Source organism: Pseudomonas sp. 273 (genome assembly GCF_029201425.1).
GTDB classification, from domain to species: Bacteria; Pseudomonadota; Gammaproteobacteria; order Pseudomonadales; family Pseudomonadaceae; genus Pseudomonas; species Pseudomonas delhiensis.
Genome location: NZ_CP116775.1, coordinates 4,527,949 through 4,553,374 on the forward strand (window position 1 = coordinate 4,527,949; position 25,426 = coordinate 4,553,374).

The following is a 25,426-nucleotide window of genomic DNA, read 5'->3' on the forward strand; positions in this document are numbered from 1 at the left end:
CTATCGCAAGTGTATGTAATTACCGTCGCCAAATATCCGCAAAAGTTGAAAATACGGGAGGCGCGTGTCATTCCAGAATTACACATCAAATAACCAAACCCGATAATGAATTCCTACTTAATTTCATTATCGGATCAGCGCTGGAAAACTTCCCGATGGCGTTGGACAGCCCGCTGGGCGAAAGCTAGCTTCTGCCTGAACGCCGGGCCCTCCGGCGCCCTCCAAGCCACCACAGGGAAGTACCGAGATGGCCTTCGATCGCTTCAACTCCCGTATTGCAATCACCCTCGGCCAATTCACCTTGTTGAAACGTGCCGACCTGTTATTCGACCGTTATAGCGAGCCCTATATAGTTTCCCTCGCCATCGACACTTCGAATATTCACAAGGGTGCCCTCACTTTCAACTACATGCCCTTTCCGAAAGTTCGCCAGGGTTCGACGGTGAGCATGCTCGGCGACGGCCACCTGCTGTATGGCCCGGCCAACCCCGGCGAGTACGTCGCGCTGTCGCTGCTGATGATGGAGTCCGACGGCGACCTGCGCGAGGCGGGCGAGCGCATCCGCGACGTCGTCAGCAGCAAGGCCGTCGACCTGGGGCTCAAGGCGGTGATGCTGGCCAACCCCGGCTCCGCCGCCGTGGTCGCCCTGCTCAAGGAGCTGACCGCCTTCACCGCCGGGCGCCTGGCCAGCGATGGCGACGACGAGCTGTTCCGCACCGAGGGTGCCTTCCTGCGCGACCAGCCCAACCCCTACCACGTCAACCGAAGCTACCGGCAGGGCAACGACTTCATCGACCTGGAGCTGCGCATCCTCCCGCTCGACGCCCCCAACGGAGAAGGCTCCGCCCCGCAGGCGCTGCCACTGGCCTGAGCCCTGCCCGCCCCCATTACCGAGGAACGCACCATGGTCACCGGACTGGATCTCTACACGCTCGCCGCCACCAAGAAGGGCCAGAAGTACGCCAACGTGCTGGTCCCCAAGGACAACCCCAACTGGAACGGCCCCTGGGACTGCGCGGAATTCGTGTCCTGGGTGGCCTACCAGAAGCTGAAGAAGCTCTACGGCTGCGTGAACGACCAGGGCAACCCGGCGACCACCGAGGCCTATTCCGGCGCCTGGGTGCACGACGCCAGCAACGGCACCCTCATCCCCACCAACGAGGCCGACGCCATGCTCACCGCCGGCGTGGTCCTGGTGCGCAAGCCGCCGCTGCCCGGGCACATGGGCCACGTCGCCATCACCGACGGCGCCGGCAGGACCATGGAGGCCGCCGGCACCGGCCTGGGCGTGCGCGCCGGCAACGTCACCGGGCGCGTCTGGGACTACTACTGCCGCCTGCCCGGCGTGAGCTACAGCAGCAACCCGGGCACGCCGAAGCTCAAGCCGCCGCCCTCGGTCATCCGCCTGGAGCAGCCGAACGTGAAGGGGCCCAAGGTGACGGAAATCCAGCAGGCCCTGAAGGCGGCCGGCTTCGACCCCGGCAAGCTCGACGGCGCCTACGGCCCGCATACCACCGCGGCCGTATTCGCCTTCCAGACCACCCGCCGCCTGGTCGCCGACGGCGTGGTCGGCCCCGCCACCGCGCGGGCATTGAAGATCCAGTGGCCCTGACAGGGAGATCGAGCATGGAACAGCAACCGATGAAGGCGCCCTTCTACCCCATCGTCTACGTACGCGGCTACGCCATGAGCCGTGGCGAGATCGACGAGACCACCGCCGACCCCTTCTGCGGCTTCAACCTGGGTTCCACGGTGATGCGCGCGGTGGCCACAGCGGGCGCGCCGCCGCGCAAGTTCGTCTTCGAATCGCCGGTGATCCGCCTGGCCAGCCAGTTCGGCTACCGCGACGTGTACGAGGACGGCTACGACGTCCTCGACCCCAACTGGCTGGCGCAGAAGAACAACAAGCTGGCCGCCCGCTCCATCGTCATCTACCGCTACTACGACCCGGCCTCCACCCTGCTGGGCGTCGGCAAGACACCGAGCATGGAGCAGTTCGCCAAGGGCCTGAACGACCTGATCCTGCAGCTGCGCGACCTGGCCTTCGCCAACCCGGCCAACCAGTTGGCGAAGAAGGAAGACTTCCGCTGCCACCTGGTGGCGCACTCCATGGGCGGGCTGGTCTGCCGCACCTTCCTGCAGAACCCGGACTGCGGCTCGGCGGAGGCGCGCGCGGCGGTGGACAAGTTCTTCACCTACGCCACGCCGCACAACGGCATCGACATGGTCGGCATCAACGTCCCGAGCCTGCCGGTGTTCTCGCTGCCGTTCGACATCGAGAACTTCAACCGCGACAAGCGCATGCGCGAATACCTGCGCCTGCCCAGGCTGCCGAAGAACTACGACAAGGTCGACCTGCTGCCCGAAAGCGCCCTGCCCTCCAGCCGCGTGTTCTGCATGGTGGGCACCAACCGCAGCGACTACGAGGTGGCGGCGGGCCTGTCGCGCACCTTCGTCGGCCACGGCAGCGACGGCCTGGTGCGCATCGAGAACGCCACCCTGCACGGCCTGAACGCCGACGGCACGCTCGGCGAGGAATGCGCCAAGGCCTTCGCCTACCGCGCGCATTCCGGCTTCTTCGGCATCGTCAACAGCGAGGAGAGTTTCCAGAACCTGGTGCGCTTCCTGTTCGGCAACGTGCGCGTCGACATCTGGCTGGACGTCGACGAGCTGCGCCTACCCAAGGAAGTGCTCGACGCCGCCGATGGCGCCCCGGTCAACGCGCTCTACCAGATCGAGCTGCTGGCCTCGCCGCGCAGCAAGCCCTGGTATCTGTCGCGGCGCACGGCGGAGGAAGATTCCGCGGCCTGCCTCACCCAGGCTGAGTGGAAGCCGGGCACGCAGCTGTACCTGTCCAGCGTGTTCCTCGCCGAGTTCGGCAAGGTCGACCCCGAACTGCCCGGCCTGGCCTACAGCCTCACCCTCGGCGTGCGGGTGCCGGACTACGAGATCGACAAGCGCTTCTGGCCCAACAGCCACTACGAGGGCAGCTACCTGTACCGCGACACCGTCATCATCCAGCTGGAACGCCCCAGCGACGGCGGCGACCAGTGGACCATCCGCTACGCCTGGCAGAACACCGGGATGAACACCTCGACCATCCCCCTCCAGGCCAGCGAGCTGGACGGCAGCGGCATCCAGGTGCTGCTGCCGATCGACAGCGACGTCCACGGCAACCCCGCCGCCGCCGCCATCAAGGGGCAGGTGCGGCTGATGGTCTCGACCTGGAACCCGGAGGGCACCTGGCCCTGATGGCCGCCTGCACAAATCTTCCAGACGCCGCCCGCCCGCGGGGTATGCTGGACGACTCGCGGGCGCGGCGGAGGCGCGGCATGCACAGCGGCAACTGGATCGACCTGGCGCAGGATGCCGACACCGGCATCGAGACCCTGCGCGCCCATTTCAAGGGCCACGCGTACGATCCGCACTGGCACGACAGCTACCTGATCGGCTTCACCGAAACCGGCGTGCAGCAGTTCCGCTGCCGCCAGGCGCGCAACGTCAGCACGCCGGGCAAGGTGTTCTTCCTCGAACCCGGGGAGATCCACGATGGCGACGCGCCCACCGCCGGCGGCTTCACCTACCGCATGCTCTACCTCGACCCGCAGTGGCTGGAACGCGAGGTGGGCGCGCTGTTCGAGGAAGCCCCGGCAGGCTGCCAGCTGAGCGTGCCCCAGGTGCTGTTCGACGACACGCGCATGGCCGCCGCCATCGACGCCGCCTTCCAGGCCGTGCACGGCCAGGACCTGCGCATCGTGCGCCAGGCCGCCCTGGACGAGCTGCTCGGCGGCCTCACCCAGCGCCTGCACTGGCGCAAGCGCATCGACGCCCCTCCGCGCCTGCCGCTGGTGGCCCTGCGCGCGCGGGACTACCTGCACGCCAACCTGATGCAGGACATCGACCTCGACGACCTCGCCCGCGCCACCGGCTGCGACCGCTTCCGCCTCAGCCGCGCGTTCAAGGAGGCCTTCGGCCTGCCGCCGCACGCCTACCTGATCCAGCTGCGCCTGGCCCGTGCGCGCCAGTTGCTGGGCCGCGGCCTGGCCCCGGCGCAGGTCGCCGCCGACCTCGGCTTCGCCGACCAGAGCCACCTGGGCCGCTGGTTCCGCCGCGCCTATGGCGTTACCCCGGCGTACTACCGGCAGCGCTGCTCAAAGCTTCCAGACTGACGCCCGGCCCGCTGCGAGCATGCCGGCTCCACGTCCCACGGAGCCCACGCCATGATCCAGGCCCTGCAGCAATGGCTGCCCTTCCTTCTGTTCGCCTTCGTCGCCGCCATCACCCCGGGGCCGACCAACCTGCTGATCTTCAGCAACAGCGCCCGCCACGGCTGGGGCGCGGCACTACCCATCGTCCTCGGCGGCTGCGGCGGCGCCGCGCTGGTGGTGCTGGCGGTGGGCAGCGGCCTGGGCGAGCTGCTCGCCGGGCGGCCGCAGGTGCAGGGCATCATGGCCGCCGCCGGGGTGCTGTGGCTGACCTGGCTGGCCTGGCAGATCTGGCGCAGCCCGCCCCCCGGCCTGGAAAGCGCCGCACCGGCGCGGCGCATCGGCCTGCTGGATGCGGCCCTGCTGCAGCTGGTCAACCCGAAGAACTGGACCGTGGCCCTGGCGGTGATCGGCGTCTACGCAGGCCAGGGCGACGACCGCCTGCTGCGCATCCAGCTGATGTCGCTGCTGTTCTTCATGGTCGGCGTGCCCTGCCTGAGCGCCTGGGCCGGGCTCGGCGCCGGCAGCGCACGGCTGTTGCGCTCGCCGCGCGCGCTGCAGCGGCTGAACCGGGGGTTGGCAGTGCTTCTGCTGCTCTCGGCCTGGGCGGGGGTTTTGTAGGAAGGATCGAGCGGAGCGATACCCATCGCCAGGACCGCATGGGTTTCGCTCAACCCATCCTACGAGAAGCACCTCGGCGCGACCTGCAAAACGACCCTGAATGGGCACACTTCGAGACGAATGGTTTTACAAAAATAAAACTCGAAAGGTTATGCTTTTGTAAAACCTCAACAGGAGGCATGTTCATGACCACTCTTGCCCTGCGTAAATCCGGGGGGTCCCTGATCATTTCGGTTCCCGCGGCCTTCGTCGCCCAAAACAAGCTGCACGCCGGTAGTCAGGTTGAGTGCAACATCGTCGAGGGAGCCCTGGTGATCAAACCGATGACGCGCCCGAGCCTGGCACAGCTGATCGCCGAAACGCCCAAAGACTCGCTCGCTCCGGACTGGGACAACATGCAGGCCGTAGGCGCTGAGCAATGGTGAGGCGTCCACCGAGCGTTCCCGACCGCGGTGAGATCTGGCACCTGCAGTTCGATCCCTCGACGGGCCGTGAAATGATCGGCGACCACTTTTGCCTGGTCCTGTCGAAACGCGAATTCAATGAAATAGGCCTGGCCCTGGTCTGCCCCATCTCGCAAGGCACATCCAGTGTGGCGCGCAACCAGGGCTTCCTTGTCACCCTGATGGGCGAAGGCACCGACACCCAGGGCAATGTCCACAGCCACCAGGTGCGGACGCTGGACTGGAGGGCGCGCCGAGCCATGTTCAAGGAAAAAGCCCCCGACTCCGTAACCAACTACGTGCTTTCGCTGGTCGGAGCGATCCTGGAATAACCCCCACCCATCGCCCGCCGGCCCTGCCGGCGGGATCGCGGACGGAGTCCGCTCCTACGGTTCGCGGGGAAGCACGGTATTCCACATTCCGCCGCGATTCGCGGATGAGATCCGCTCCTACGCTGCGCCACCCGCGCCATTCCCCTGTAGGAGCGCGCCCTGCGCGCGAATCGCGGGCAGGGCCCGCTCCTACAATTGTCGTGAGGCCTGGAGTTTTCTCGTGGGACTCTGTCCGCGATTTGGCGGATAACGCCTGCGCCTACGGGAATGGCGTGGGATCGTAGGGCGAATAACCGTTCGCGGTTATCCGCCCTACGGGGAATGGTGCCGGGCACCCGGCCTCTACCAGCGGTAGCGCAGCAGCCGGCCGATGCGCCCCAGGGTGGGCCAGCGTTGCATCAGTTGCACGAACGCGCGTGACGACCAGGCCATCCGCCGGCATTCCTCGGGGGTGTAGGTGAGCCTTTCCTCGACCAGGCGCAGCCCCGGCACCAGCGCCTCCAGTTCCGCGGGGTCGTCCAGCGCCCAGTGCACCTGGGCGCCGCGCGCCCAGAACGGCAGGAACAGCTCCAGCATGCGGATGCCGAAGCGGTTGTAGCCGTCGAAGATCAGCTCGCCGTGGGGGCTGCGCGCCAGCAGCCCGCGCAGCAGCGCGCTCACCTCGGCTTCGCGCAGGTAGGGCATCAGGCCTTCGGCGACGATCAGCAGCGGGCGGCCGCTGGGCAGCGCGTCGAGCCAGGTCGGCTCGCCCATGGCGCCGGGCAGCAGGGTGCAGCCTTCGCGCGCCGGGTACACCTCGCTGCGCAGCGCCAGCACGTCCGGATAGTCCACTTCGAACCAGGCCACGCTGGCCGGCGGGTCGAGGCGGAACACCCGGCTGTCCAGGCCGCAGCCCAGGTGCGCCACGCAGGCGTCGGGGTGGGCGGCGAGGAATTCGGCGGCCCAGCGGTCGAGCTTCCAGGCGCGCAGGGCGATGCCGACGTAGCTGCTGCGGCCCAGGCGAAAGCGCGAGAAGTCGTAGTCCAGGCGCGCCAGCGCGGCGGCCGCGAAGCGGTCCTGCAGCAGCGAATCGGGCAGGCGGCTTTCCATGGCCTTGGCGTAGAAGGTGATCAGCAGGGTCTGCTTGACCCCACCGAGCTGGATGCGTGGCATGGGCGGCTCCCGGGGCGGACGACGGCACCGCCCTCCCCGGCAAGCCTAGGACCGCACCGCCAGGTGCTGCAAGCGCAGCGGCGCCAGCGGCTCAGCGCAGCTGCAGGCGGGCCCAGTCCCGCGGGGCGATCTCGCCGGCCAGTTGCAGGCCGCCGCGGGCGTCGCTGAACAGCACCAGCGAGGTGCCGTAGCCGGGGGTTTCCAGGTCCTGGTGGCTGAGCGTCTGGGCCAGCTGCTCCATGCATTCGCTATGGGTGACGAGGATCAGGTTGCGGTGGCTGGCCTTGTGTTCCAGCACGTGGTTGAGCAGGTCGCCCTTGCAGTCGGCGACCCAGGCCTGGCCCAGGGTGCCGTCGCCGAACATCAGGCTGGCGGTCTGGGTGGTGCGCGTCAGCGGGCTGGCGTAGACGTCGGCGTTGCCCAGGCCGAAGCGGCTGCGGTAGTCCTCGCCCAGGGCCGTGGCCAGCGCCCCGCCGCGCACCGTGATGCCATCCTCGGCGCCCAGGCAGGGGGCGTCGGAGCGGTCGCAGCGCTCGGCGTGGCGCACCAGCACCACCACCTCGCCCAGGCGCCAGTGGTGGGCCAGGTCGTCCGGGCTTGGCAACGGCGGGTGCTGTTGCGCCACGCTGGCCGCGCCGCACAGGGCCATCGCCAGCACGCCGAGCAGCCCGCAGGCCAGGGCCATGATGCGTCGGGGTGGGCGGCCAGCGCCCTGTCGCACGGTTTTCTGCCTCACTTCGCCACGGGCCTCGCAGGGGATGGGTCGGAGCGCACCCGGCACGCTGCCGGATGCTGGCCGCCATCCTGCGTGGACGAAGGTGAAAACTCCGCGAGGCGGATGTGAGGATTTCGTTGAGCGGCGCCCGCCGCCCCCAATGCCGACGAGCTGCCGGGCCGGGGCCGTCGGCGGACCCCGGCCCGGCGGGCGTCAGTCGCTGATGCCCTGGATGTCGTTGAAGGTGGACAGCAGGGTGTTCAGCGCGTCCAGGCTGCGGTCCTTGTCCGGGGCCTTGGCATGCAGCTCCCGCACCGCGCCCTCGACCGCCGCGTTGGCGGCCTTCCAGTCCTCCGGGCTCTTGCGCTTGAGCTCGGCGGCGGCGGCGCGCCACTTGGCCTGCAGGGTGTCGACCTTGGCCCGGGCGGTGGCGAAGTCGCCGGCGCCCACCGCGTCGAGCGACTCCTCGGCCAGGCGGCCGTATTCACCGAGGTCGCCCAGCGGGCCCTGCTGGTCGTCCGCGTCCATGCCGCTGGGCGGCGCGGCGTCCTCGGCCCAGGCCGGGTTGTGTGCGACCGGAACAACAGCAACCAGCAGCGCCGCCAGCGCCGCTGCCCATACCGTCCGCGAGGAAGAACTCATCGTCTGGCTCCTTAGCGTGGCCAATGTAGCTTCGAGGAGTGTAGAGGCTGGGCCGGCAAAATTGCAGCCGACGGTCATGGCGCCGGCAAACCGAGAACTCCCCTGAAAAAAATCTCATCAAGGAATTCCCCTACAACACATAACGCCCAGCTCCCACAGCCCGGATCGCTAGTCTTCCCGGCGTCATGGCGTTTGCCATGACAGGGTGTCGCAACCCAAAGGTCCTCCAGCACAGCAGCAGAACTCAAAGCAAGGCGCCACGTGCGTCACGCTTGCCTTGGTTATGGCTGGCCGTGCAGGGCAGGCTTCCGCCTGGCCGGAACTCTCCTTGGACCTCCGGTTTGCGACCCCTGTACGGCCCGCCGCCCCCGTGTCGCAACGGCAGCGGCGGGTTCCACCCGGTCCAAGGAGCGTAAGGAAATGCACCAGTTCCCTTCCAAGCCCGCGCCCCTCCGCGGCGAGAAAGCCCGGTCGGGCGCCCGGCAAGAGTCTTTCAGGGTTCGTGAATTCAAACCCCTGCCGGAAAGCTCGCAGGCCTTCTGCGAAGTGCTTTACATCGACGCGCTGGCGCCCGCGACGCAGCTGCTCGACACGGCCCTGCAGCGCCTGCGGGCGCTCGGCGGCCTGCTCGATCTGCTCGAAGACCACCCCGCCGCCAGCGCCTCGCAGTGGGACCTGGCGCGCTGGAGCACGACCTTGCGCATGCTCCACGCAGATGCCCAGGCACTGCTCGAAGCCGCGCACCAGCGCACCCTGGAGGAGCTGCCGGGCTAGCCGGCCCCGCCTCAGCGGCTGGTCTGCAGGCGGCGGCGCGCGGCGTGGCGTTCGAGGGCCAGGTCGATCAACCGGCTGACCAGCTCGCTGTAGCTCATGCCGGCGGCCTGCCAGAGCTTGGGGTACATGCTGATGCGGGTGAAGCCGGGCAGCGAGTTGAGTTCGTTGACCAGCACCTCGCCGTCGTCGGTGAGGAACACGTCGACCCGCGCCAGGCCCGAGCAGCCCAGCACCTGGAAGGCCTCCACGGCGAGCTGGCGGATGCGTTCGCTGGCCTGGGCGTCGATGTCCGCCGGCACCACCACCCGGGCGGCGTCTTCGTCGATGTACTTGCTGTCGTAGGAGTAGAAACCGCCGCGCACCACGATCTCGCCACAACCGCTGGCGATGGGCGCGTCGTTGCCGAGCACCGCGCACTCGATCTCGCGGCCCTTCACCGCGGCCTCCACCAGCACCTTGTCGTCGAAGGCCAGGGCCTGCTGCACGGCGGCATCGTAGCCGGCCTCGTCCTCGACCTTGCTGACGCCCACCGAGGAGCCCAGGTTGGCCGGCTTGACGAACAGCGGCAGGCCCAGGCGGCGCTGCGCCTCGGCGAAGGGCATGCGCGCGGCGCTGGCGCGGGTCAGGGTGACGAAGGGGGTGATGGCGATGCCGGCGTCGCGCAGCAGGCGCTTGCTCACGTCCTTGTCCATGCAGATGGCCGAGCCGAGTACGTCGGAACCGACGAAGGGGATGTCGGCCATGCGCAGCAGGCCCTGCAGGCAACCGTCCTCGCCCTGGGTGCCGTGGACGATGGGGAAGATCACGTCGACGTGGTCCAGCAGCTGGCGGCTGCCGGTCTCCACCAGCTGCCGCTCGGCCTTGCCGGGCACCACGGCCAGCTCGCGGTTGGAGCGGTTGAGCGCGATCAGCGCCGGGTTCTCCTGGTTGAGCAGGTAGTCGGAGGCATCGTTGAGGTGCCAGCGGCCTTCCTTGTCGATGCCGATCAGCACCGGCTCGAACCGCGAGCGGTCCAGGGCATCGACTATGTTCTTCGCCGACTGCAGCGACACCTCGTGCTCCGCGGAACGCCCACCGAAAATCACCCCGACACGCAACTTGCCCATGACTGCCTCCAGCTTGCTGATGGGCGCTTCTTATCATGGTGGTGGGGATTTTTACAGGACGGTGGTCGGGTGAGGTGGCTTGCGGAGGGTGTTCTGTCGGTCGGGGTGGTGCCTGTACTGAAGAGCACCCTCTCCCCAGCCCTCTCCCTGAAGGGAGAGGGAGCTTGTCCGTGCCGAGAACAGGCATGGTTTCTGCCGGAAACCTTCGGTGCTGCCGGCTAACTCCAGAATGCCCAGCTCTGCCCAACGGTCCCCTCTCCCTTCAGGGAGAGGGTTAGGGAGAGGGGGCGGAGTCCCCCAAAACACCGCTGCTACAGGTAACTACCGTTCGCGAGCAAGCTCGCTCCTACGAAAAGCGCGAGCCCCCCAGCCTCAGACCACCGCCAGGTGCGTCTTGCGCCTTGGCGGCGGGAAGGCCGCGTCCAGCTTCGCCAGGTCTTCCTCGTCCAGCCGCAGCTGCAGTGCCGCGGCGTTGTCGCGGATGTGCGCGGCCTCCACCGCCTTGGGAATAGCGATCACCCCCTCCTGGCGAATCAACCAGGCCAAGGCCACCCGCGCCGGAGTTGCGCCATGGCGTTCGGCCACTTCGCGCAGGGTGGCGTTGCGCAGCAGGCGGCCGCCCTGGCCCACCGGGCAGTAGGCCATCAGCGGCATGCGCTGTTCCTGGCACCAGGGCAGCAGGTCCCATTCGATGCCGCGTTCTTCCAGGCTGTATTGCACCTGGTTGGTGGCGCAGTGCAGGGCGCCCAGTTCCTGCATGTCGTCGAGGTCGAAGTTGGAGACGCCCCAGCGGCGGATCTTGCCGTCCAGACGCAGGCGCTCGAAGGCCTCGACGGTTTCCTCCAGCGGGTACTGGCCGCGCCAGTGCAGCAGGTAGAGGTCCAGGCAGTCGGTGCCCAGGCGCCGCAGGCTGCGCTCGCAGGCCGCCGGCACGCCGCGGGCGCTGGCGTTGTGCGGATAGACCTTGCTGACCAGGAAGACCTGTTCGCGCAGGCCGTCGATGGCCTCGCCGACCACCTCCTCCGAGCCGCCCTCGCCATACATCTCGGCGGTGTCGATCAGCGTCAGGCCCAGCTCGATGCCTTCGCGCAGGGCCGCCACCTCGCGCTTGCGCGCCGCCCTGTCCTCGCCCAGGCGCCAGGTGCCCTGGCCGATGGCCGGAACGCGCGCGCCATCGGCGAATACCACCTCTTTCATGCCTTGCTCCTTCTTGTTCACTACCAGTCGTTCAATGCCAGGGGTCGTAGGTGCCGAAGCTCCACACGTGCCCCTCGGGGTCGCGGCAGGTGAAGCCCTGGCCACCGTAGTCCTCGTCGCGGATGTCGATGACCATCCGCGCGCCGGCGTCCAGCGCTCGGCGGTACAGGGCCTCGGCGTCGGGCACCACCAGGTACAGGCTCTGGGTGCAGCCGCCGACCTCCTCGGGCCGGCGCATCAGCCGGCCGTATTCATTGTCCACCGCCGAGCCCAGCATCAGCATGCCGCTGCCGTCGGGCAGGCACAGCTGCGCGTGGGCCACGCCGCCCTCGCCGTCGTCCACCACCAACTGGCGGACGAAGCCGAAGGTCGCGCACAGCCAGTCGATGGCCGCCGGCGCGTCGCGGTAGCGCAGGCAGGGGATCAGGCGGGGATGGCTGGCCATGGCGGTCTCCTCGTGGCGATGGGCCCACAGAGCATAGACCGCGGCCCGCTACAGACGCAGGCGCCAGCGCCCGTTGCGGACCAGGCGCAGCACGCCCAGCGGCTCGACGTCGATGGCATTGAACGCCGCCGCGCCGGACTGCAGCACGTGCAACGCGGCCGCGCGCAGCACCGCGGGGTGGCTGACGACGACGAAGTGGCCGTCCTCGTCGAAGGCATCGAGCCAGGCGCCCACGCGCTCGCACAGCTGCACCTGGGACTCGCCGCCGTGGGGTGCGCTGGCGGGGTCCGCCAGCCAGGCGGCCAGCCCGGTCGCCGCGGTTTCCTGCAGGGCCTGGAGGCTCTGCCCGCGCCAAGCGCCGTAGTCGCAGTCGCGCAGGGCCTCCAGCAGCTGTGGCTCGGCCTCCCAGGCGGCGGCGGTCTGCCGGGCGCGCAGCTCGGGGGCGCAGAGCAGCCGCCGCGGCGCCTTGAGCCCGGCGCGGCGCTCGGCCAGGCGTTCGTCCTGGCCCGGCTCCAGCGGCTCGTCGGGCTGGGCGAAGCGGCCCTGGCGCTGGGCGGCGGTGCGCCCGTGGCAGACGAGGCTCAGGCGGCTCGGCATCGAATTCTCTCCCATTCGCAGGCGCCGGGGTTTACACTGCCCGACGCTCTCGTAGCACTTTGTTACCTGGAAGGAAGCCGGTGAAAACCCGGCACGGTCGCGCCACTGTATTCGGTCCTCGGGCCGAGAGTCAGACCCTTCCCTGCAAAAAAACAAATCGCCAACCGTTCAGGACGCGTAATCCTAGGAGGTTTCCATGGCTCATTCAGCCACCCACGCCGATACCGGCGTATCGCTCCCCGTCATCCCCCTTTCCGAACTGCTGCCCTGGGCCATCTTCGGCGGCCTGCTGCTGCTCCTGGCGCTATACTTCGTCGGCGCGGAACAGGGCGCCACCTCGATGTTCAAGGGCATGTACGTGCACGAATTCGTCCACGACGGCCGCCACCTGCTGGGCTTCCCCTGCCACTGACCCCGGGGATTCCCTACATGACTGGAAAACTCCTGCTGCGCGGGATGCTCGTCGGCGTCCTGGCGGGCCTGCTCGTCTTCGCCTTCGCCTTCGTCTTCGGCGAACCCCAGGTGGACCGCGCCATCGCCTTCGAAGAACAGATGTCGGCCCTGCACGAGGCCGCCGAAGCCACCAGCGGCGCCGCCCATGACCACGAGGAAGAGCTGGTCAGCCGCGAGGTCCAGGCCAGCTTCGGCCTGCTCACCGGCGTGGTGGTCTACGGCGCCGCCATGGGCGGCCTGTTCGCCCTGGTGTTCGCCTACGCCCTGGGCCGCACCGGGCGCCTGGGCCCGCGCGCGCTGAGCGCCCTGCTGGCCCTGGCGGCCTTCGTCGCCCTGTACCTGGTGCCGAGCCTGAAGTACCCGGCCAACCCGCCGTCGGTGGGCGACCCGGAGAGCATCCGCCAGCGCACCGCACTGTTCTTCCTGATGATCGCCCTGTCCATCGCCGCCGCCGTCATCGCGCTGAACCTGGCCCGCCGCCTGCTCGCCGAGCACGGCGCCTGGACCGGCGCCATCGCCGGCGTGGCCGTGTACCTGGGCATCTGCGCCGTCGCCGGCCTGCTGTTCCCGGCCGTGCGCGAAGTGCCGGCGGACTTCCCGGCCGACCTGCTGTGGCAGTTCCGCCTGGTGTCCCTGGGCATCCAGGCGATCCTCTGGACCACCGTCGGCCTGGTCTTCGGCTGGTGGATGGAAGCCGTTCCGCTGCATCGGCCGCGACTCGGCAAGGCCTGACCGGCCCCTTCGGCGCGCGGGTCCCGCCCAGGGGCCCGCACGCCCTGCCCCATCCCCCATTTTTCTCGAACACCCTCCCCTATCCGCCTGCTTCATCGCTGTCGCCCCCTGGGAAAATGCCTCTCCCATTTTTCGAGGCCATGACGATGAAGCATGACAGGCTCAGCCACGCCCTAGCCGCCACCCTGCTCACCCTGCCCCTGGGCCAGGCCCTGGCGGCGATCAGCGGCCAGGTGGAGGTTTCCCTCGAGATCGCCAGCGGCTGCCAGGTGAGCCAGGGTAACAGCGCCAGCGGCGTGATCAACCAGTTCGGCCACCTGGACTTCGGCAGGGCCGGCCCGACCTGGAGCAACGCCCTGAGCGCCCAGCTGATCGGCACCGGCGGCGGGGCCCTGCAGGTCACTTGCGACCCGGGCATCGGCGCCTTCGATGTGCAGGTCGACGGCGGCCTGCGCGGCGACCGGACGCTGGAAAACGAGAGCGGCGAGCACATTGCCTACTCGCTGTACGTGGACGCCGGGTACACCCAGGAATACCTGCCCGACCAGATGTACGAATTCGCCATTCCCAGCGACGGCACTCCCGTCGACGTTCCCATCCACGGCGCCATCGCGCCCAATGCCAGGGCCCTGCCCAGCGGCACCTACCGGGACACCCTGACCGTCACCCTGGAATTCTGAGGTCGCGGCCGGCCCATGCCAGCGCCTACCCGGCCGCCCCGCGTGCCTGCCAGGCCACGCCGCCGCGCCCTGGCCGCGCTGCTCCTGCTGCTCGCCCACGCCGGCGCGCAGCAGGCGGACGCCGCGACCCGGGCCAGCTTCCGCGTCTCCGCCAGCGTCACCCAGGGCTGCCTGGTCAACCAGGCGGCGCCGGGCAGTGGCAACGACTTCGGCCGCCTCGACTTCGGCCGGCACCCCTCCAGCACCAGCGGGACGATCAGCGCCCGGCTGCTGCCCAACGACGCCATCAGCCTCAGCTGCACGCCGGGGGTGAAGCTGCGCATGACGGTGGACGGCGGCCAGCACCTGGAGGGCGGCCTGCGCCACCTGGGCGCCGGCCAGGCGCGGCTGGCCTACCGCCTGTACCGCGATGCCGGCCTGAGCCAGGAAATCCCGGTCGGCGCCAGCGTACCCATCGACTACAGCACCCCCGGTGCCATCCAGCTGCCGATCAACGCCGCCCTCCGCCTGCCCGGCAACCAGACCGCCGGGCGCTACCAGGACCGGCTCACCGTGACCCTGTCGTGGTGAGCGAGCCGGAGCCCCCCGATGCCCTTCGCCCTGCTTCTCATACTGCTCGTGCTGCTGCCCGCCACGGCGCGGGCCGGCAGTTCCATCCTCATCTGGCCGATCGACCCGCGCCTGGAGCACGACCAGCGCGCCAGCGCGCTCTGGCTGGAGAACCGCGGCAGCCGGAGCACGCTGCTGCAGGTGCGCATCTTCGCCTGGAGCCAGCGCGACGGCGAAGAGCACTACCAGGCGCAGCGCGAGGTGGTCGGCAGCCCGCCGATGGTCCGCGTCGAGCCGGGCGCCCGCCAGCTGGTGCGCCTGACGCGCCTGGCGCCCAGCGCGGCCGGCACGGAGCACGCCTACCGCATCCTCATCGACGAGGTGCCCACCCCGCAGGACGAGGCGCAAGGGCCGGGGGGCAGCGGCATCCGCTTCCAGATGCGCTACTCGGTGCCGCTGTTCCTCGCCGGCCCCGGCCTGCCGGCCGAGGCGGGCCGCCCGGCGCTGGGCTGGCGCCAGGTCGAGGCTGGCGGCAAGGCCTACCTGGAGATCAGCAACAGCGGGCCACGCCACGCCCGCCTGACGCGGGTGGCCTTCGAGCGGGACGGCGCCAGCCTGGCCATGGACGAGGGCCTGCTCGGCTACGTGCTGCCCGGCAGCCACATGCGCTGGCCACTGCCGCGCCCGCTGGCCGGTGGCGAGCGGCTGTGGGCGGAGGTCAATGGCGAACGCGGCGAGATCGCCGCCGCGCCCCGCTGAACCGCGGCATGGCCCGGCTGCCGCTGCGCCGCTGCCACCTGCTGTTCGCCGGCCTGGCCCTGCTCGACGGCGAGGCCCCGCTGGCCGCACCCCTGCCCCCGCCACCGCGGGATGCGGGCGCGCTGGCCGACAGCGTGCGCCTGTACCTGGAGCTGGTGGTGAACCTGCGGCCCAGCGGCAAGGTGGTGGCCGTGGACCTGCAGCAGGGCCGCCTGCGGATGGACGCGGCCGACCTGCGCACCCTCGGCCTGCCGGTGGCGCAGGCGGGCTGGCTCGACCTCGGCGAGCTGGCGGGGGTGCAGGCGAGCTACGACGCCCAGGGCCAGCGCCTGCTGCTGCAGGTGCCGCCGCACTGGCTGCCACCGCAGCAGCTGGACGCGGCGGCGCGGCGCGCCCGGGTGCCGGCCCGCAGCAGCGTCGGCGCCCTGTTCAACTACCAGCTGTACGCCAGCAGCCCGCAGAACGGCCAGGACACCCGCTCGGCCTGGAGCGACCTGCGCCTGTTCGGCCCCTTCGGCGTATTCAGCCACAGCGGCGTCCACCAGCAGCCCTTCGGCGGCCCGGCGCAGCGCAGCCGCTACCTGCGCTACGACAGCCACTGGCGCTTCGCCGACGAGGAGCGCGCGCTGACCTACGAGGCCGGCGACCTGGTCAGCCGCTCGCAGGCCTGGGCCTCGCCGGTGCGCCTGGGCGGGGTGCAGCTGTCCCGCGACTTCGCCATCCGTCCCGACATCGTCACCTACCCGCTGCCGCGCTTCGCCGGCGAGGCGGCGCTGCCCAGCACCCTGGAGCTGTTCGTCGACGGCTACCGCAACGGCCGCTACGAACTGCAACCCGGCCCCTTCAGCCTCGGCGCCCTGCCCTACGTCAACGGCGCCGGCCAGGCCGTGCTGCAGACCACCGACGCCCTCGGCCGCCAGGTCTCCACCAGCGTGCCCTTCTACGTCAGCAGCGAACTGCTGCGCCCGGGCCTCAGCGACTTCGCCGCGAGCCTGGGCAGCCTGCGCCAGGGCTACGGCCAGGACGATTTCGCCTACGGCAGCGGCGCCGCCAGCGCCTCGCTGCGCCACGGCCTGAGCGACCACTTCACCCTGGAGGCCCAGGCCGAGGGCGCCGCCGGCCTGGCCATGGGCGGGCTGGGCGGCGTGCTGCGCCTGGGCACCCTGGGCGTGCTCAACGCCGCGGCCGGCCATGGCCGGCTGGAGGGCGACGGCGGCCGGCAGTTCAGCTTCGGCTACCAGTACAGCGCCCGCCGCTTCCACTTCTCGGTGCAGCGCAGCCAGCGCGACGCCGACTACGCCGACCTGTCACGCCTGGCCTACGAACGGCAGCGGCGCCGCAACGGCGACGACACTGCGCCGAAGCGCGGCTATTCGCCCACCCGCCGCAGCACCCAGGCCAGCGCCAGCGTGGCATTGGACGGCTGGGGCAGCCTGGGCGCCGGCTATTTCGAGGTGGAGGCCGGCGACGGCGGCCGCACCCGCCTGCTCAACCTGTCCTGGGGTCGCTCGCTGTGGGGCGAGGCCAGCCTGTACCTGTCCGCCAACCGCGAACTCGGCAACGGTCGCTGGAACAGCGCGGTGCAACTGGTGATCCCCTTCGACCTGCGCGGCACCCTCGGCATGGGCATCGAGCGCGGCGCCGACGGCCGCAACAGCCGGCGCGTCGACTACAGCGAGGCGCTGCCCGGCGAAGGCGGCTTCGGCTGGAACCTCGGCCACGCCGACAACGGCGGGGGCGGCGACTGGCACCAGGCCGCGCTGCACTGGCGCGGCCGGAACCTGCAGGCCCGCGGCGGCCTGTACGGCAACGCCGACGACTACACCCGCTGGGCCGACCTCGGCGGTTCGCTGGCCTGGATGGACGGCGCGCTGTTCGCCGCCAACCAGGTGCAGGACGCCTTCGTGCTGGTGAGCACCGACGGCCAGCCCGGCATCCCGGTGCGCTACGAGAACCAGCTGGTCGGCCAGACCGACGCCAACGGCCACCTGCTGGTGCCCTGGAGCAGCGCCTACTACCCCGGCAAGTACGAGATAGACCCGCTCGGCCTGGCCTCCAACGTCGAGGCGCCGGTGGTCGAGCAGCGCGTCGCGGTCAGGGCCGGCAGCGGCTACCTGCTGCGCTTTCCGGTGCAGCGCATGCTGGCCGCCAGCCTGCTGCTGCACGACCGCCACGGCCAGCCGCTGCCGCTGGGCACGCAGGTCGCCGGCGACGACGGCCGGGCCGCCTACGTCGGCTGGGACGGGCTGGTCTACCTGGAGCACCTGCAGGCGCGCAACCGCCTGCGCGCGAGCCTGCCCGACGGCGCCACCTGCAGCGCCACCTTCGAACTGGACCCCGCGGCCGAGGAACTGGCGCAGCTGGGGCCGCTGCCCTGCCTCTGAAGCCCGGAGTCGACGATGAACCCATGGCTACGCCCGCTGCTGCCCTTTTGCTCCTGGCCCCGCTGTCAGCCTGGGCCACCACCGCCCAGCAATGCCGCATGCAGCCCGGCGACAGCAACTTCGGCACCCACAGCTCCCTGGTCATCGCCCGCGAGCCGCTGCAGATCCAGACCCGCGGCGGCATGGCCTGCGACGTGCGCAGCGGCGCGATCATCGGGCAGAACTGGGTGCGCCTACGCCTGGAAAACCTCGACGGCAACGTCCTGCGCAATGCGAAGACCGGCGACAGGATCCCCTTCGACCTGTACGCCGACGCCTCGCTGAAGCAGATGCTGCGGCAGGGCGTGACCTACGACTATGCCAACCTCGTCGGCAGCGGCCACCTGGACCTGCGCACCTTCCCGCTGCATGCCCGGGTGCGCTCGGCCAACGTGGCGGCGGGCACCTACGTCGCCACGCTGCAGTTGCGCTGGTACTGGCGCATCTGCGTCACCGGCCAGGCCCTCGGCGTCTGCGCCTGGCCGGGCTGGGACAACAGCCCCGGGCTGAGCGGCGGCTGCCTGGGCCCGGTCTGCCTGCAGGAGCCGAGCAACTGGGGCAACGGCATGGTCACCCAGGTGCGCCTGGTGCTGAACGTCCGCAACGATTGCCAGCTCAGCGCCCCCGCCCTCGACTTCGGCAGCGCGCCCCTGGTCAGCAGCTTCCTTCCGGTGCAGCAGCGCATCCAGGTGCGCTGCACCAAGGGCGCGCACTACAGCGTCGGCCTCAGCGACGGCAGCCATGCCAGCAACGGCCAGCGCCACATGGCCAGCGGCAACGCGCGCCTGGCCTACGAGCTGTACAAGTCGGCCGGCGGCAACGAACGCTGGGGCGCCCAGGGCGCCGAACGCCGCCCCGACGGCAGCGCCGAGTCGAACCCCGGCCAGCTCGACGGCATCACCGCCCAGGGCTTCGACTACCGCGCGGAAATCCTCCCCGAGCAACCCACCCCGCCCGCCGGGACCTACACCGACAGCGTGGTGGTGGACGTGCGCTTCTGAGCGCTCAGGGGTACAGGGCGGCGGCCAGCTCGCGCGCCGCGCGGCCGCTTTGCGCCCCCGGCACCAACTGGCTGAAGGGCAGCGTCACGAAGCGCCCTTCGCGCACCGCGCGCAGGCGTGACAGCAGCGGGTGCGCGCGCAGGTAGCGGACCTTCTCCGCGGCCGGCGACCAGCGCGCGTCGGCCAGCAGGATCACATCCGGGTCGCCCGCCAGCAGCGCCTCGGGGCTGGCCAGGTAGCCGCGCAGCGCCACCGCCTCGAACAGGTTGCGCGCCCCGGCGGCGCGCAGCAGCTCGCTGACGAAGCCACGCCCGCCCTGGCTGGCCAGGCCGGCGTCGCTGCTGTCGAGGTAGAACACCCGCAGCGGCGCATGGCCGGCGGCCCTGGCGGCGGCCGCGCGCAGGTCGGCCTGTTGGGCATTTATCAGCCGCTGGGCCCGCGCCTCGACGCCGAGCAGCCGGCCCAGGGTGAGCAGGTCGTCACGCACGTTGCCGAAGCCATCTCCCGTGCGTTGCGCGCAGGCCGCCTCCAGCAGGTAGCTGGCGATCCCGGCGGCGCCCAGCTCGGCGCGCCCGCGCCCCGCGTCGAAGGCCGTGGCGAAGCCGCCCACCACCAGGTCCGGGCGCAGCGCGTAGAGCAGCTCGGCGGACGGGTAGCGCGCCGACACCACGGGTACGCCGCGGTAGCGCCCACCCTGCAGGTCCGGCCCCGGGTCGTCCAGGTAAGCCACGCCCACCAGCCGCGGCCCGGCGCCCAGCGCCAGCAGCAGGTCGGCGGCGTGCTGGTTGAGCGCCAGGATGCGCTCGGCCGGGCGCGCCAGGTGCCAGGCCTGGCCGCAGTTGCGGTAGTCCTGGGCAGCCAGGGCCGGTGCTGCCAGCAGCAACCCGAGCAGCAGTGCCAAGCCCTTCATGGCGCCCCCTCGATCAGCAGTTCGGCCACCGGCTCGCCGCCCGCCAGGTGCTGCTCCACCACGCGCAGCACCTGGGCCTCGTCGCGCACGCCGTACCAGCAGCGCTCCGGGTGGACGGTCAGCAGCGGCCCGCGGTTGCAGGGGAACTGGCAGCCGGTGCGGGTCAGCAGCACGCCCTCGGCGGTTTCGATCAGCCCGCGCCGGGCCAGTTCGCGGCGCAGCGTCTTCCACAGCGGCAAGGCGCCGCGGCGCACGCAACGCGGGCCGGTGCAGAGGAAGACCTGGCGCTTGTGCGGCGGCGGCGCCGACCAGTCCGGCTGCTCCGGCACCGGGCCGGCGTGGCGGCAATCCAGCTGCTGGCGGCCGTCGTCGATGGCCGCGCACACCAGCCGGGCATCCAGGCCACGGCGGCCGAGGGCCGAGGCGGTCACCCGCGGGCACGGCGCCCGGGGGTAGTCGCCGGCCAGTTGCGCCACCTCGCCGCGCAGCCAGTCGAGGTAGGCGCCGTCGCTGGCCGGTTCCAGGTCCACCAGCAGCAGCGCCCTGCCCGCCTGCAGGTGGGCGCGGACGGCCGGCCACAGGGCGTCGAAGCCATCGCTGGTGTCGATCGGCTGCAACGCCCCGCGCAGCGCTTGCAGCTCGGCGCGGAAGGCCTCGCCCTGGGCGCCCGCGAGGGGGCCGACGATCAGCACTGCCGGGTCCATGGCCACCTCAGAAGCTGAAGGTGTAGCGCAGCTCGGCGCTGCGCGGGCGGCCCAGGTTGTCCACCTGGCGGATGCCGTTGCTGGTGCGGCTGGTGGCGTAGTCGCGGTCCAGCAGGTTCTCCAGCAGCAGGCTCAGGCGGTGGCGGCGCGCGCCGTCCAGGTAGCGGTAGGCGTCGCCGTCGAGCACCGTGTAGTGGCCATAGTCGTCGCCCTGGGGGCTGACGATGGAGCCGACGTAGCGCACCGCCACGCCGAAGCCCCACGGGGCCTGGTCGTAGCCCAGCCGCGTGCGGGCGAAGAAGTGCGGGATGTTGTTCACCGTCACGCCCTCGCGGGTGTCCACCAGGTTGCGCGTGGCGTCGGCGGCCAACTGCCAATGCTCGCCCAGTTGCCACTGGCCGCTGGCCTCGATGCCGCGCACCTCGATCTCGCCGTCGCCGTTCACCCACTGGTCGCCGGCCAGGGTGATGAGGTCGCTGATCTCGCGGCGGAAGACGGTGACGCTGCCACTCCACGGCTGGCCGAACAGCGCGCCGCTGTAGTCCAGGCCCAGCTCGGCGTTGCGGCTGCGCTCGGGCTTGAGGTCGCGGTTGCCGATCTCGCTGCCCGGCTCGTTGACGAACAGTTGCTCGGCGTTGGGCAGCTTGAAGGCGGTGCCCAGCTGGCCGCGCAGCTTGAGCTGGTCGGTCAGGTCGTACAGCGAGGTGAGCATCCACACGGTGGCGCCCTCGCCGCCGCTCATTTCCTCGCGGCGCACGCCCAGGCTGGGGTGCCAGTTCGGCAGCAGGTCCACCTGCGGGCGCAGTTGCGCGTACAGGGCGTGGGACTCGGCCTTGTCGTTGTCGATGATGAGGACATCGTCCTGGCCCTTGTACCACTGGTTGTCGCTGCCGAAGACCAGTTCGTGGCCGCCGGCCAGGCGCGCCTTGCCCTCCAGCTGCGCACCCCAGTCGGTGAAGCCCCAGTAGTCGTTGTGGTTGAGCACCCGGGTGCCGCCGCCGGCGAGGTTGTAGATGCGCGTGTAGCTTGTGTCCCAGTCGTTCAGGTGGGCCTTGGCGAACCAGCTGAAGTCCTCGCCCAGGTGCTGCTCGAAGGTGGCGGTGGCGATCTGCTGGATGCGGTCGTTGGTGGTGTGGCGGTTGTCGGCCGGGCGGGCGTAGTCCAGGTCGGCGTCGGCGTACTGGTAGAACAGCTCCAGGCGCGAATCGCCGCCGAAGGCCTGGATGGCCTTGGCGCCGAACACGTTGACGTCGTAGGAGCGGCGCTTGTCGCTGACGGTGGCGGTCATGTCCTGCTCGCGGAACGGCTTGTAGCCGTCGGAGCGGTTGTGGCTGACGTAGGCCAGCAGGCCGAGGTCGCCCAGGCCGTTCTCCAGCACCTTCTCCACGCGTGCGTCGCCGCTGCGCCCGCGGAAGCTGTCCAGGCCCAGGTTGGCCTCGCCGGAGGCCTCGCGACTGCGCGCGCTGCGGGTGACGATGTTGATCACCCCGGACACCGCCTGGGTGCCGAACAGCAGGCCCTGGCCGCCCTTGAGCACCTCGATGCGCTCCACCGCGGCGGTCGGCAGGGTGTCCAGGTAGAGGCCGCCGTACAGGCGGTTGTTCAGGCGCACGCCGTCCAGCAGGATCAGGGTGTCGTCGTTGCGCCCGCCCAGCAGCGAGTAGGTGCCGTAGTCGAAGGGGCCGTTCTTCGGCGCCACGAATAGCCCCGGCACGTACATCTGCAGCACGCGGGTGACGTCGGCGCTGGGGCCGGCGCGCTCGATCCGTTCGCGCTCGATGACTTCGAGCCTGCTGCCGTAGCGGGCCATCTCGGCGACGGTGGTGGACTCCACCGAAGGGGCGCTGACGATTTCGTCCTGCAGCCCCAGGGGCGCGGCATGCAGGCAGGGGCTCAGGCACAGGCCGGCCAGCCACAGGGCGCGCCGGGGTACGGATTCAGGGAAGGGGAAATGCAAGGTGATCGCCTCGAAATGGGAATTTCGCAGGCGGCGCAGCGAGTTCCGGCGCGGGCGCGACCGGAATCCGGCTCACGCCCGCCCACCGCGGGTTTGCCAACAACGCTCCAGGCCGGTCTCCGGGCTCGCGAGGATCGTGGAGCATCCGCCTTCCCATGCCGGAGCACAGTGGCCTCGTGGATGCCCCGCTCGCTTACCGTTGCGGGGGCAGCGCCGGACTTGCCGCCAAGGGCGACGCACCGGCTTCCCGTTTCACCTCGCGCACGGCGGCACGAGGCACCTGGAACGGCGGGCATCTGACCACCTGGGCGGCGGAGCGTCAAGGGCGGCCCTTTACAGCATGCTTCCGCGCCGGGGCGCAGCCTGTGATGGCCTCCCTGCCGTCGTGGAAGCTTTCCGCTATCATCGGCGGACCTTCCCGACGCTCGAAAAGGACTGCCCATGTCGGTTTCTTCCCTGGTGCTACTGCTCGTCCTCGCCGTGCTGTTCTTCGGCGCCATCGCCATCTACAACCGCCTGGTGAACCTGCGCGCCCGCTACCGGAACGCCTTCGCGCAGATCGAGGTGCAGCTCAAGCGGCGCTACGACCTGATCCCCAACCTGGTGGAAACTGCCAAGGCCTACCTCAAGCACGAGCGGGAAACCCTGGAAGCGGTGATCGCCGCGCGCAACGCCGCGGTGGCCGGGCTCAAGGCCGCCGCCAGCCAGCCCGGCGCCCCCGCGGCACTGGCCCAGCTGGCCAACGCCGAGGGCGCCCTGGGCGGCGCGCTGGGGCGGCTCAACGTGACCCTGGAAGCCTACCCGGACCTGAAGGCCTCGCAGAACATGCAGCAGCTCACCGAGGAGCTGTCGAGCACCGAGAACAAAGTGGCCTTCGCCCGCCAGGCGTACAACGACGCGGTGATGGAGTACAACGCCTACCGCCAGTCGTTCCCCGCCGTGCTGCTGGCCGCCAACTTCGGCCACAAGGCCGACGCCGCCTCGCTGGAGTTCGCCGACAGCCAGCAGATCCAGGATGCGCCCAAGGTCAGCTTCTAAGCGCTGGCCGGCCCTATGAACTTCTTCCAGCACCAGGACCGCGCCCGCCGCCAGACCGGGCGGCTGATCCTGCTCCTGGCCATGGCGGTGACCTGCCTGGTGACGCTCACCAGCCTGGTCCTGGGCTGGCTCTGGCGCCATATCGGCGAGCCCGCCAGCCACTGGACCTCGCCGCAGCGCCTGCCCGACCTCGAGCTCTACCTGTGGGTGGCCCTGGTGGTGGTCGGCGTGGTGGTGCTCGGCGCCTGGTACAAGCACCGCCAGCTGCGCCTGGGCGGCCGCATCGTGGCCGAGCGCCTGGGCGGCCGGCTGATCAACCTGGACGCCCGCGACGCCGACGAGCGCCGGGTGCTCAACGTGGTCGAGGAAATGGCCATCGCCTCGGGCGCCCCGGTGCCACCGGTGTACCTGCTGGAGGATAGCGGCATCAACGCCTTCGCCGCCGGCCTGACGCCGCGCGATGCGGTCATCGGCGTCACCCGCGGGACCATCGGCCTGCTCAGCCGCGACGAGCTGCAGGGGGTGATCGCCCACGAGTTCAGCCACATCCACCACGGCGACATGCGCCTGAACACCCGCCTGGTGGCGCTGCTGCACGGCATCCTGCTGCTGGGCCTGATCGGCGAGACCATGGTCCGCGGCCTGTGGGACAGCCACACGGCCGACGACGTCGCGCGCATCCGCGTGCAGCGCAGCAACGCCGGCAACGACGCCGGCTCCGGCTCGGCCCTGGGCTTCATCGCGCTGGCCTTCGTCGCCGGCCTCTGCCTGTGGGTGCTGGGTTCGCTCGGCACCTTCTTCGGCAGCCTGATCAAGGCCGCGGTGAACCGCCAGCGCGAGTACCTGGCCGACGCCTCCGCCGTGCAGTTCACCCGCAACCCGGCCAGCATCGCCGGAGCGCTGAAGAAGGTCGGCGGCTACGGCTCGCTGCTCGGCGCCCTGCACCGCGCCGAATTCAGCCACCTGTACTTCAGCGACGGCCTGGCCAGCCACTGGTTCGGCCTGGCCACCCACCCGCCGCTGGAGGCGCGCATCCGCCGCATCGAGCCGGGCTGGGACGGCCGCTACCCGAAGCTGGAGCCACGCCTGGACGTCCCGCTGGTGGACCGCGAGACCTGGAACGCCGCCCTGCGCGGCTACCCCTCGGGCGCGGCGCTGGCATCGGTCGAGGCCATCGGCGAACCCGCCGGGACGCACCTGGAGGAAGCCCGGCATACCCTGCAGCGGCTGGACGACGGCCTGCAGGCGGCGGCCCATGCCGTCGATGGCGCCCAGGCCCTGGTCTACGGCCTGCTGCTGGATGCCGGGGCGACTGCCCGCGAGCAGCAGTTGCAACTGCTCAAGCCGCGCCTGGACCTGGGCGTGGCCTTCCAGCTCGACCGCCTGGAAGAGCGCCTGCGCGCCCTCGACCCGGGCCTGCGCCTGCCCCTGCTGGACCTCGCCATGCCGGCGCTGCGCCAGCTGGATGACAGGCAGTACGAGACCCTGCGCGGCAACATGGCGCTGCTGATCAAGGCCGACCGCCGGGTGAAGCCGCTGGAATGGACGCTGCTGCGCATCGTCGAACGCAACCTGCGCCCCGGCCCGGCGCGCATCGGCAACCTGCCGCTGGCCGAGCTGGGCGACGAGGCGGCCATGCTCCTGGCCTTCCTCGCCGGCCTCGACAACACCGACGCGCTGCACACCGAGCAGGCCTTCGCCCAGGCCTGGGCCGGCCTGCCCTTCGCCCCGCGCCAGCGCCCGCGTGCCGGCACCCTGCGCGAGCTGGAAGTGGCGCTGCGCCGCCTGGTGCAGCTGCGCCCGCTGCAGAAGCCGCAGTTGCTCAAGGCCATGGCCCGCTGCATCGAGTACGACGGCCATATCAGCGTGGCCGAGGCGGAACTGCTGCGCGCGGTGGCGGATATCCTCGATTGCCCGATGCCGCCGTTGCTGGGGAGGGCGTAGGGGTTCGCCCGACGCCGAGACGCTCTTCGTAGGAGCGGACCTTGTCC

Annotated in this window: 27 protein-coding genes and 2 riboswitches; of the genes, 17 read left to right on the plus strand and 10 right to left on the minus strand. The window is 70.5% G+C overall.

Going from position 1 to position 25,426, the window contains the following annotated elements; genetic code table 11:
* Nucleotides 1-247 precede the first annotated feature (247 nt).
* The 7 genes from PKO50_RS20550 to PKO50_RS20580 all read left to right on the plus strand — a co-directional run bounded on the left by PKO50_RS20550 (nt 248) and on the right by PKO50_RS20580 (nt 5,601).
* Complete coding sequence (locus PKO50_RS20550) at nt 248-871, plus strand: hypothetical protein (RefSeq protein ID WP_275627095.1); 624 nt, start codon at nt 248-250, stop codon at nt 869-871.
* Between the two features lie 33 nt (nt 872-904).
* Complete coding sequence (locus PKO50_RS20555) at nt 905-1,612, plus strand: peptidoglycan-binding domain-containing protein (protein ID WP_256595899.1); 708 nt, start codon at nt 905-907, stop codon at nt 1,610-1,612.
* A gap of 14 nt (nt 1,613-1,626) precedes the next feature.
* The gene (locus tag PKO50_RS20560) at nt 1,627-3,252 is read left to right on the plus strand and encodes a hypothetical protein (RefSeq protein WP_275627096.1); all 1,626 of its coding nucleotides are present in this window, start codon (nt 1,627-1,629) and stop codon (nt 3,250-3,252) included.
* A gap of 80 nt (nt 3,253-3,332) precedes the next feature.
* The gene (locus PKO50_RS20565; RefSeq protein WP_275627097.1) at nt 3,333-4,169 is read left to right on the plus strand and encodes an AraC family transcriptional regulator; all 837 of its coding nucleotides are present in this window, start codon (nt 3,333-3,335) and stop codon (nt 4,167-4,169) included.
* Between the two features lie 51 nt (nt 4,170-4,220).
* Nucleotides 4,221-4,826 carry a LysE family translocator gene (locus tag PKO50_RS20570; RefSeq protein ID WP_275627098.1) on the plus strand — a complete coding sequence of 202 codons (606 nt, stop codon included), beginning with the start codon at nt 4,221-4,223 and terminating at the stop codon, nt 4,824-4,826.
* A 185-nt stretch (nt 4,827-5,011) separates the two neighbouring features.
* Nucleotides 5,012-5,251, plus strand: a complete 240-nt coding sequence (locus tag PKO50_RS20575) for an AbrB/MazE/SpoVT family DNA-binding domain-containing protein (RefSeq protein ID WP_139210225.1) — start codon at nt 5,012-5,014, stop codon at nt 5,249-5,251.
* On the plus strand, nt 5,245-5,601 hold the full coding sequence (locus PKO50_RS20580; RefSeq protein ID WP_089391624.1) for a type II toxin-antitoxin system PemK/MazF family toxin: 357 nt from the start codon (nt 5,245-5,247) through the stop codon (nt 5,599-5,601). The genes PKO50_RS20575 and PKO50_RS20580 overlap by 7 nt, the downstream gene beginning before the upstream one ends.
* Nucleotides 5,602-5,943: 342 nt before the next feature.
* On the opposite strand, the gene PKO50_RS20585 is transcribed toward PKO50_RS20580, so the two are convergent.
* The 3 genes from PKO50_RS20585 to PKO50_RS20595 all read right to left on the minus strand — a co-directional run bounded on the left by PKO50_RS20585 (nt 5,944) and on the right by PKO50_RS20595 (nt 8,110).
* Nucleotides 5,944-6,753 carry a class I SAM-dependent methyltransferase gene (locus PKO50_RS20585; protein ID WP_275627099.1) on the minus strand — a complete coding sequence of 270 codons (810 nt, stop codon included), beginning with the start codon at nt 6,751-6,753 and terminating at the stop codon, nt 5,944-5,946.
* A 91-nt stretch (nt 6,754-6,844) separates the two neighbouring features.
* Complete coding sequence (locus PKO50_RS20590) at nt 6,845-7,438, minus strand: histidine phosphatase family protein (RefSeq protein WP_275627100.1); 594 nt, start codon at nt 7,436-7,438, stop codon at nt 6,845-6,847.
* A gap of 243 nt (nt 7,439-7,681) precedes the next feature.
* A complete protein-coding gene (locus PKO50_RS20595) occupies nt 7,682-8,110 on the minus strand; it encodes a hypothetical protein (RefSeq protein ID WP_146219614.1) in 429 nt (142 codons plus the stop codon).
* Between the two features lie 420 nt (nt 8,111-8,530).
* Between PKO50_RS20595 and PKO50_RS20600 the strand changes: the two genes are divergently transcribed.
* Nucleotides 8,531-8,884 carry a hypothetical protein gene (locus PKO50_RS20600; RefSeq protein WP_275627101.1) on the plus strand — a complete coding sequence of 118 codons (354 nt, stop codon included), beginning with the start codon at nt 8,531-8,533 and terminating at the stop codon, nt 8,882-8,884.
* Between the two features lie 11 nt (nt 8,885-8,895).
* On the opposite strand, the gene ddlA is transcribed toward PKO50_RS20600, so the two are convergent.
* From ddlA to PKO50_RS20620, 4 genes are all read right to left on the minus strand, one after another.
* Complete coding sequence (gene ddlA, locus PKO50_RS20605; protein WP_275627102.1) at nt 8,896-9,990, minus strand: D-alanine--D-alanine ligase; 1,095 nt, start codon at nt 9,988-9,990, stop codon at nt 8,896-8,898.
* 372 nt (nt 9,991-10,362) lie between these two features.
* A complete protein-coding gene (locus tag PKO50_RS20610) occupies nt 10,363-11,187 on the minus strand; it encodes an aldo/keto reductase (RefSeq protein WP_275627103.1) in 825 nt (274 codons plus the stop codon).
* 31 nt (nt 11,188-11,218) lie between these two features.
* A complete protein-coding gene (locus PKO50_RS20615; protein WP_089391631.1) occupies nt 11,219-11,632 on the minus strand; it encodes a VOC family protein in 414 nt (137 codons plus the stop codon).
* A gap of 48 nt (nt 11,633-11,680) precedes the next feature.
* On the minus strand, nt 11,681-12,229 hold the full coding sequence (locus tag PKO50_RS20620; RefSeq protein ID WP_109934823.1) for a histidine phosphatase family protein: 549 nt from the start codon (nt 12,227-12,229) through the stop codon (nt 11,681-11,683).
* Nucleotides 12,230-12,301: 72 nt separating this feature from the next.
* Nucleotides 12,302-12,365: riboswitch (cobalamin riboswitch) on the plus strand.
* A 60-nt stretch (nt 12,366-12,425) separates the two neighbouring features.
* Here PKO50_RS20620 and PKO50_RS20625 point away from each other — a divergent pair.
* The 7 genes from PKO50_RS20625 to PKO50_RS20655 all read left to right on the plus strand — a co-directional run bounded on the left by PKO50_RS20625 (nt 12,426) and on the right by PKO50_RS20655 (nt 18,826).
* On the plus strand, nt 12,426-12,641 hold the full coding sequence (locus PKO50_RS20625) for a CbtB-domain containing protein (RefSeq protein WP_061561196.1): 216 nt from the start codon (nt 12,426-12,428) through the stop codon (nt 12,639-12,641).
* A 17-nt stretch (nt 12,642-12,658) separates the two neighbouring features.
* A complete protein-coding gene (locus tag PKO50_RS20630; protein ID WP_275627104.1) occupies nt 12,659-13,414 on the plus strand; it encodes a CbtA family protein in 756 nt (251 codons plus the stop codon).
* 146 nt (nt 13,415-13,560) lie between these two features.
* Nucleotides 13,561-14,094 carry a spore coat U domain-containing protein gene (locus tag PKO50_RS20635; RefSeq protein ID WP_158546413.1) on the plus strand — a complete coding sequence of 178 codons (534 nt, stop codon included), beginning with the start codon at nt 13,561-13,563 and terminating at the stop codon, nt 14,092-14,094.
* 42 nt (nt 14,095-14,136) lie between these two features.
* On the plus strand, nt 14,137-14,664 hold the full coding sequence (locus PKO50_RS20640) for a spore coat U domain-containing protein (RefSeq protein WP_158546412.1): 528 nt from the start codon (nt 14,137-14,139) through the stop codon (nt 14,662-14,664).
* A gap of 18 nt (nt 14,665-14,682) precedes the next feature.
* On the plus strand, nt 14,683-15,402 hold the full coding sequence (locus tag PKO50_RS20645; RefSeq protein WP_275627105.1) for a molecular chaperone: 720 nt from the start codon (nt 14,683-14,685) through the stop codon (nt 15,400-15,402).
* Between the two features lie 8 nt (nt 15,403-15,410).
* Nucleotides 15,411-17,786, plus strand: coding sequence for a fimbria/pilus outer membrane usher protein (locus PKO50_RS20650; protein ID WP_275627106.1), 2,376 nt, complete (start codon nt 15,411-15,413; stop codon nt 17,784-17,786).
* Nucleotides 17,787-17,809: 23 nt separating this feature from the next.
* On the plus strand, nt 17,810-18,826 hold the full coding sequence (locus PKO50_RS20655) for a spore coat U domain-containing protein (protein WP_275627107.1): 1,017 nt from the start codon (nt 17,810-17,812) through the stop codon (nt 18,824-18,826).
* A gap of 4 nt (nt 18,827-18,830) precedes the next feature.
* Here the strand turns inward: PKO50_RS20655 and PKO50_RS20660 are convergent, their stop codons facing one another.
* The 3 genes from PKO50_RS20660 to PKO50_RS20670 are packed head-to-tail and all read right to left on the minus strand — an operon-like array spanning nt 18,831 to nt 22,343.
* A complete protein-coding gene (locus tag PKO50_RS20660) occupies nt 18,831-19,736 on the minus strand; it encodes an ABC transporter substrate-binding protein (protein ID WP_275627108.1) in 906 nt (301 codons plus the stop codon).
* Entirely contained in the window at nt 19,733-20,440 is a 708-nt protein-coding gene (locus tag PKO50_RS20665) for a (2Fe-2S) ferredoxin domain-containing protein (protein ID WP_275627109.1), read from the minus strand. Before PKO50_RS20665 ends, PKO50_RS20660 begins: the two co-directional genes overlap by 4 nt.
* A gap of 7 nt (nt 20,441-20,447) precedes the next feature.
* The gene (locus PKO50_RS20670) at nt 20,448-22,343 is read right to left on the minus strand and encodes a TonB-dependent receptor (RefSeq protein WP_275630506.1); all 1,896 of its coding nucleotides are present in this window, start codon (nt 22,341-22,343) and stop codon (nt 20,448-20,450) included.
* A 146-nt stretch (nt 22,344-22,489) separates the two neighbouring features.
* Nucleotides 22,490-22,696: riboswitch (cobalamin riboswitch) on the minus strand.
* Between the two features lie 142 nt (nt 22,697-22,838).
* On the opposite strand from PKO50_RS20670, the gene PKO50_RS20675 reads away from it, so the two are divergent.
* Both PKO50_RS20675 and PKO50_RS20680 read left to right on the plus strand, forming a co-directional pair.
* Nucleotides 22,839-23,435, plus strand: coding sequence for a LemA family protein (locus PKO50_RS20675; RefSeq protein ID WP_109933485.1), 597 nt, complete (start codon nt 22,839-22,841; stop codon nt 23,433-23,435).
* 15 nt (nt 23,436-23,450) lie between these two features.
* Nucleotides 23,451-25,379, plus strand: coding sequence for a M48 family metallopeptidase (locus PKO50_RS20680; RefSeq protein WP_275627110.1), 1,929 nt, complete (start codon nt 23,451-23,453; stop codon nt 25,377-25,379).
* The last annotated feature ends 47 nt before the right edge of the window (nt 25,380-25,426 follow it).

Excerpts from the sequence above, each read along its gene's own strand:
- PKO50_RS20550 (WP_275627095.1), top strand. The coding sequence starts at position 248 with ATGGCCTTCGATCGCTTCAACTCCCGTATTGCAATCACCCTCGGCCAA.
- PKO50_RS20555 (WP_256595899.1), top strand. The coding sequence starts at position 905 with ATGGTCACCGGACTGGATCTCTACACGCTCGCCGCCACCAAGAAGGGC.
- PKO50_RS20560 (WP_275627096.1), top strand. The coding sequence starts at position 1,627 with ATGGAACAGCAACCGATGAAGGCGCCCTTCTACCCCATCGTCTACGTA.
- PKO50_RS20565 (WP_275627097.1), top strand. The coding sequence starts at position 3,333 with ATGCACAGCGGCAACTGGATCGACCTGGCGCAGGATGCCGACACCGGC.
- PKO50_RS20570 (WP_275627098.1), top strand. The coding sequence starts at position 4,221 with ATGATCCAGGCCCTGCAGCAATGGCTGCCCTTCCTTCTGTTCGCCTTC.
- PKO50_RS20575 (WP_139210225.1), top strand. The coding sequence starts at position 5,012 with ATGACCACTCTTGCCCTGCGTAAATCCGGGGGGTCCCTGATCATTTCG.
- PKO50_RS20580 (WP_089391624.1), top strand. The coding sequence starts at position 5,245 with ATGGTGAGGCGTCCACCGAGCGTTCCCGACCGCGGTGAGATCTGGCAC.
- PKO50_RS20585 (WP_275627099.1), bottom strand. The coding sequence starts at position 6,753 with ATGCCACGCATCCAGCTCGGTGGGGTCAAGCAGACCCTGCTGATCACC.
- PKO50_RS20590 (WP_275627100.1), bottom strand. The coding sequence starts at position 7,438 with ATGGCCCTGGCCTGCGGGCTGCTCGGCGTGCTGGCGATGGCCCTGTGC.
- PKO50_RS20595 (WP_146219614.1), bottom strand. The coding sequence starts at position 8,110 with ATGAGTTCTTCCTCGCGGACGGTATGGGCAGCGGCGCTGGCGGCGCTG.
- PKO50_RS20600 (WP_275627101.1), top strand. The coding sequence starts at position 8,531 with ATGCACCAGTTCCCTTCCAAGCCCGCGCCCCTCCGCGGCGAGAAAGCC.
- ddlA (WP_275627102.1), bottom strand. The coding sequence starts at position 9,990 with ATGGGCAAGTTGCGTGTCGGGGTGATTTTCGGTGGGCGTTCCGCGGAG.
- PKO50_RS20610 (WP_275627103.1), bottom strand. The coding sequence starts at position 11,187 with ATGAAAGAGGTGGTATTCGCCGATGGCGCGCGCGTTCCGGCCATCGGC.
- PKO50_RS20615 (WP_089391631.1), bottom strand. The coding sequence starts at position 11,632 with ATGGCCAGCCATCCCCGCCTGATCCCCTGCCTGCGCTACCGCGACGCG.
- PKO50_RS20620 (WP_109934823.1), bottom strand. The coding sequence starts at position 12,229 with ATGCCGAGCCGCCTGAGCCTCGTCTGCCACGGGCGCACCGCCGCCCAG.
- PKO50_RS20625 (WP_061561196.1), top strand. The coding sequence starts at position 12,426 with ATGGCTCATTCAGCCACCCACGCCGATACCGGCGTATCGCTCCCCGTC.
- PKO50_RS20630 (WP_275627104.1), top strand. The coding sequence starts at position 12,659 with ATGACTGGAAAACTCCTGCTGCGCGGGATGCTCGTCGGCGTCCTGGCG.
- PKO50_RS20635 (WP_158546413.1), top strand. The coding sequence starts at position 13,561 with ATGAAGCATGACAGGCTCAGCCACGCCCTAGCCGCCACCCTGCTCACC.
- PKO50_RS20645 (WP_275627105.1), top strand. The coding sequence starts at position 14,683 with ATGCCCTTCGCCCTGCTTCTCATACTGCTCGTGCTGCTGCCCGCCACG.
- PKO50_RS20650 (WP_275627106.1), top strand. The coding sequence starts at position 15,411 with ATGGCCCGGCTGCCGCTGCGCCGCTGCCACCTGCTGTTCGCCGGCCTG.
- PKO50_RS20655 (WP_275627107.1), top strand. The coding sequence starts at position 17,810 with ATGGCTACGCCCGCTGCTGCCCTTTTGCTCCTGGCCCCGCTGTCAGCC.
- PKO50_RS20660 (WP_275627108.1), bottom strand. The coding sequence starts at position 19,736 with ATGAAGGGCTTGGCACTGCTGCTCGGGTTGCTGCTGGCAGCACCGGCC.
- PKO50_RS20665 (WP_275627109.1), bottom strand. The coding sequence starts at position 20,440 with ATGGACCCGGCAGTGCTGATCGTCGGCCCCCTCGCGGGCGCCCAGGGC.
- PKO50_RS20675 (WP_109933485.1), top strand. The coding sequence starts at position 22,839 with ATGTCGGTTTCTTCCCTGGTGCTACTGCTCGTCCTCGCCGTGCTGTTC.
- PKO50_RS20680 (WP_275627110.1), top strand. The coding sequence starts at position 23,451 with ATGAACTTCTTCCAGCACCAGGACCGCGCCCGCCGCCAGACCGGGCGG.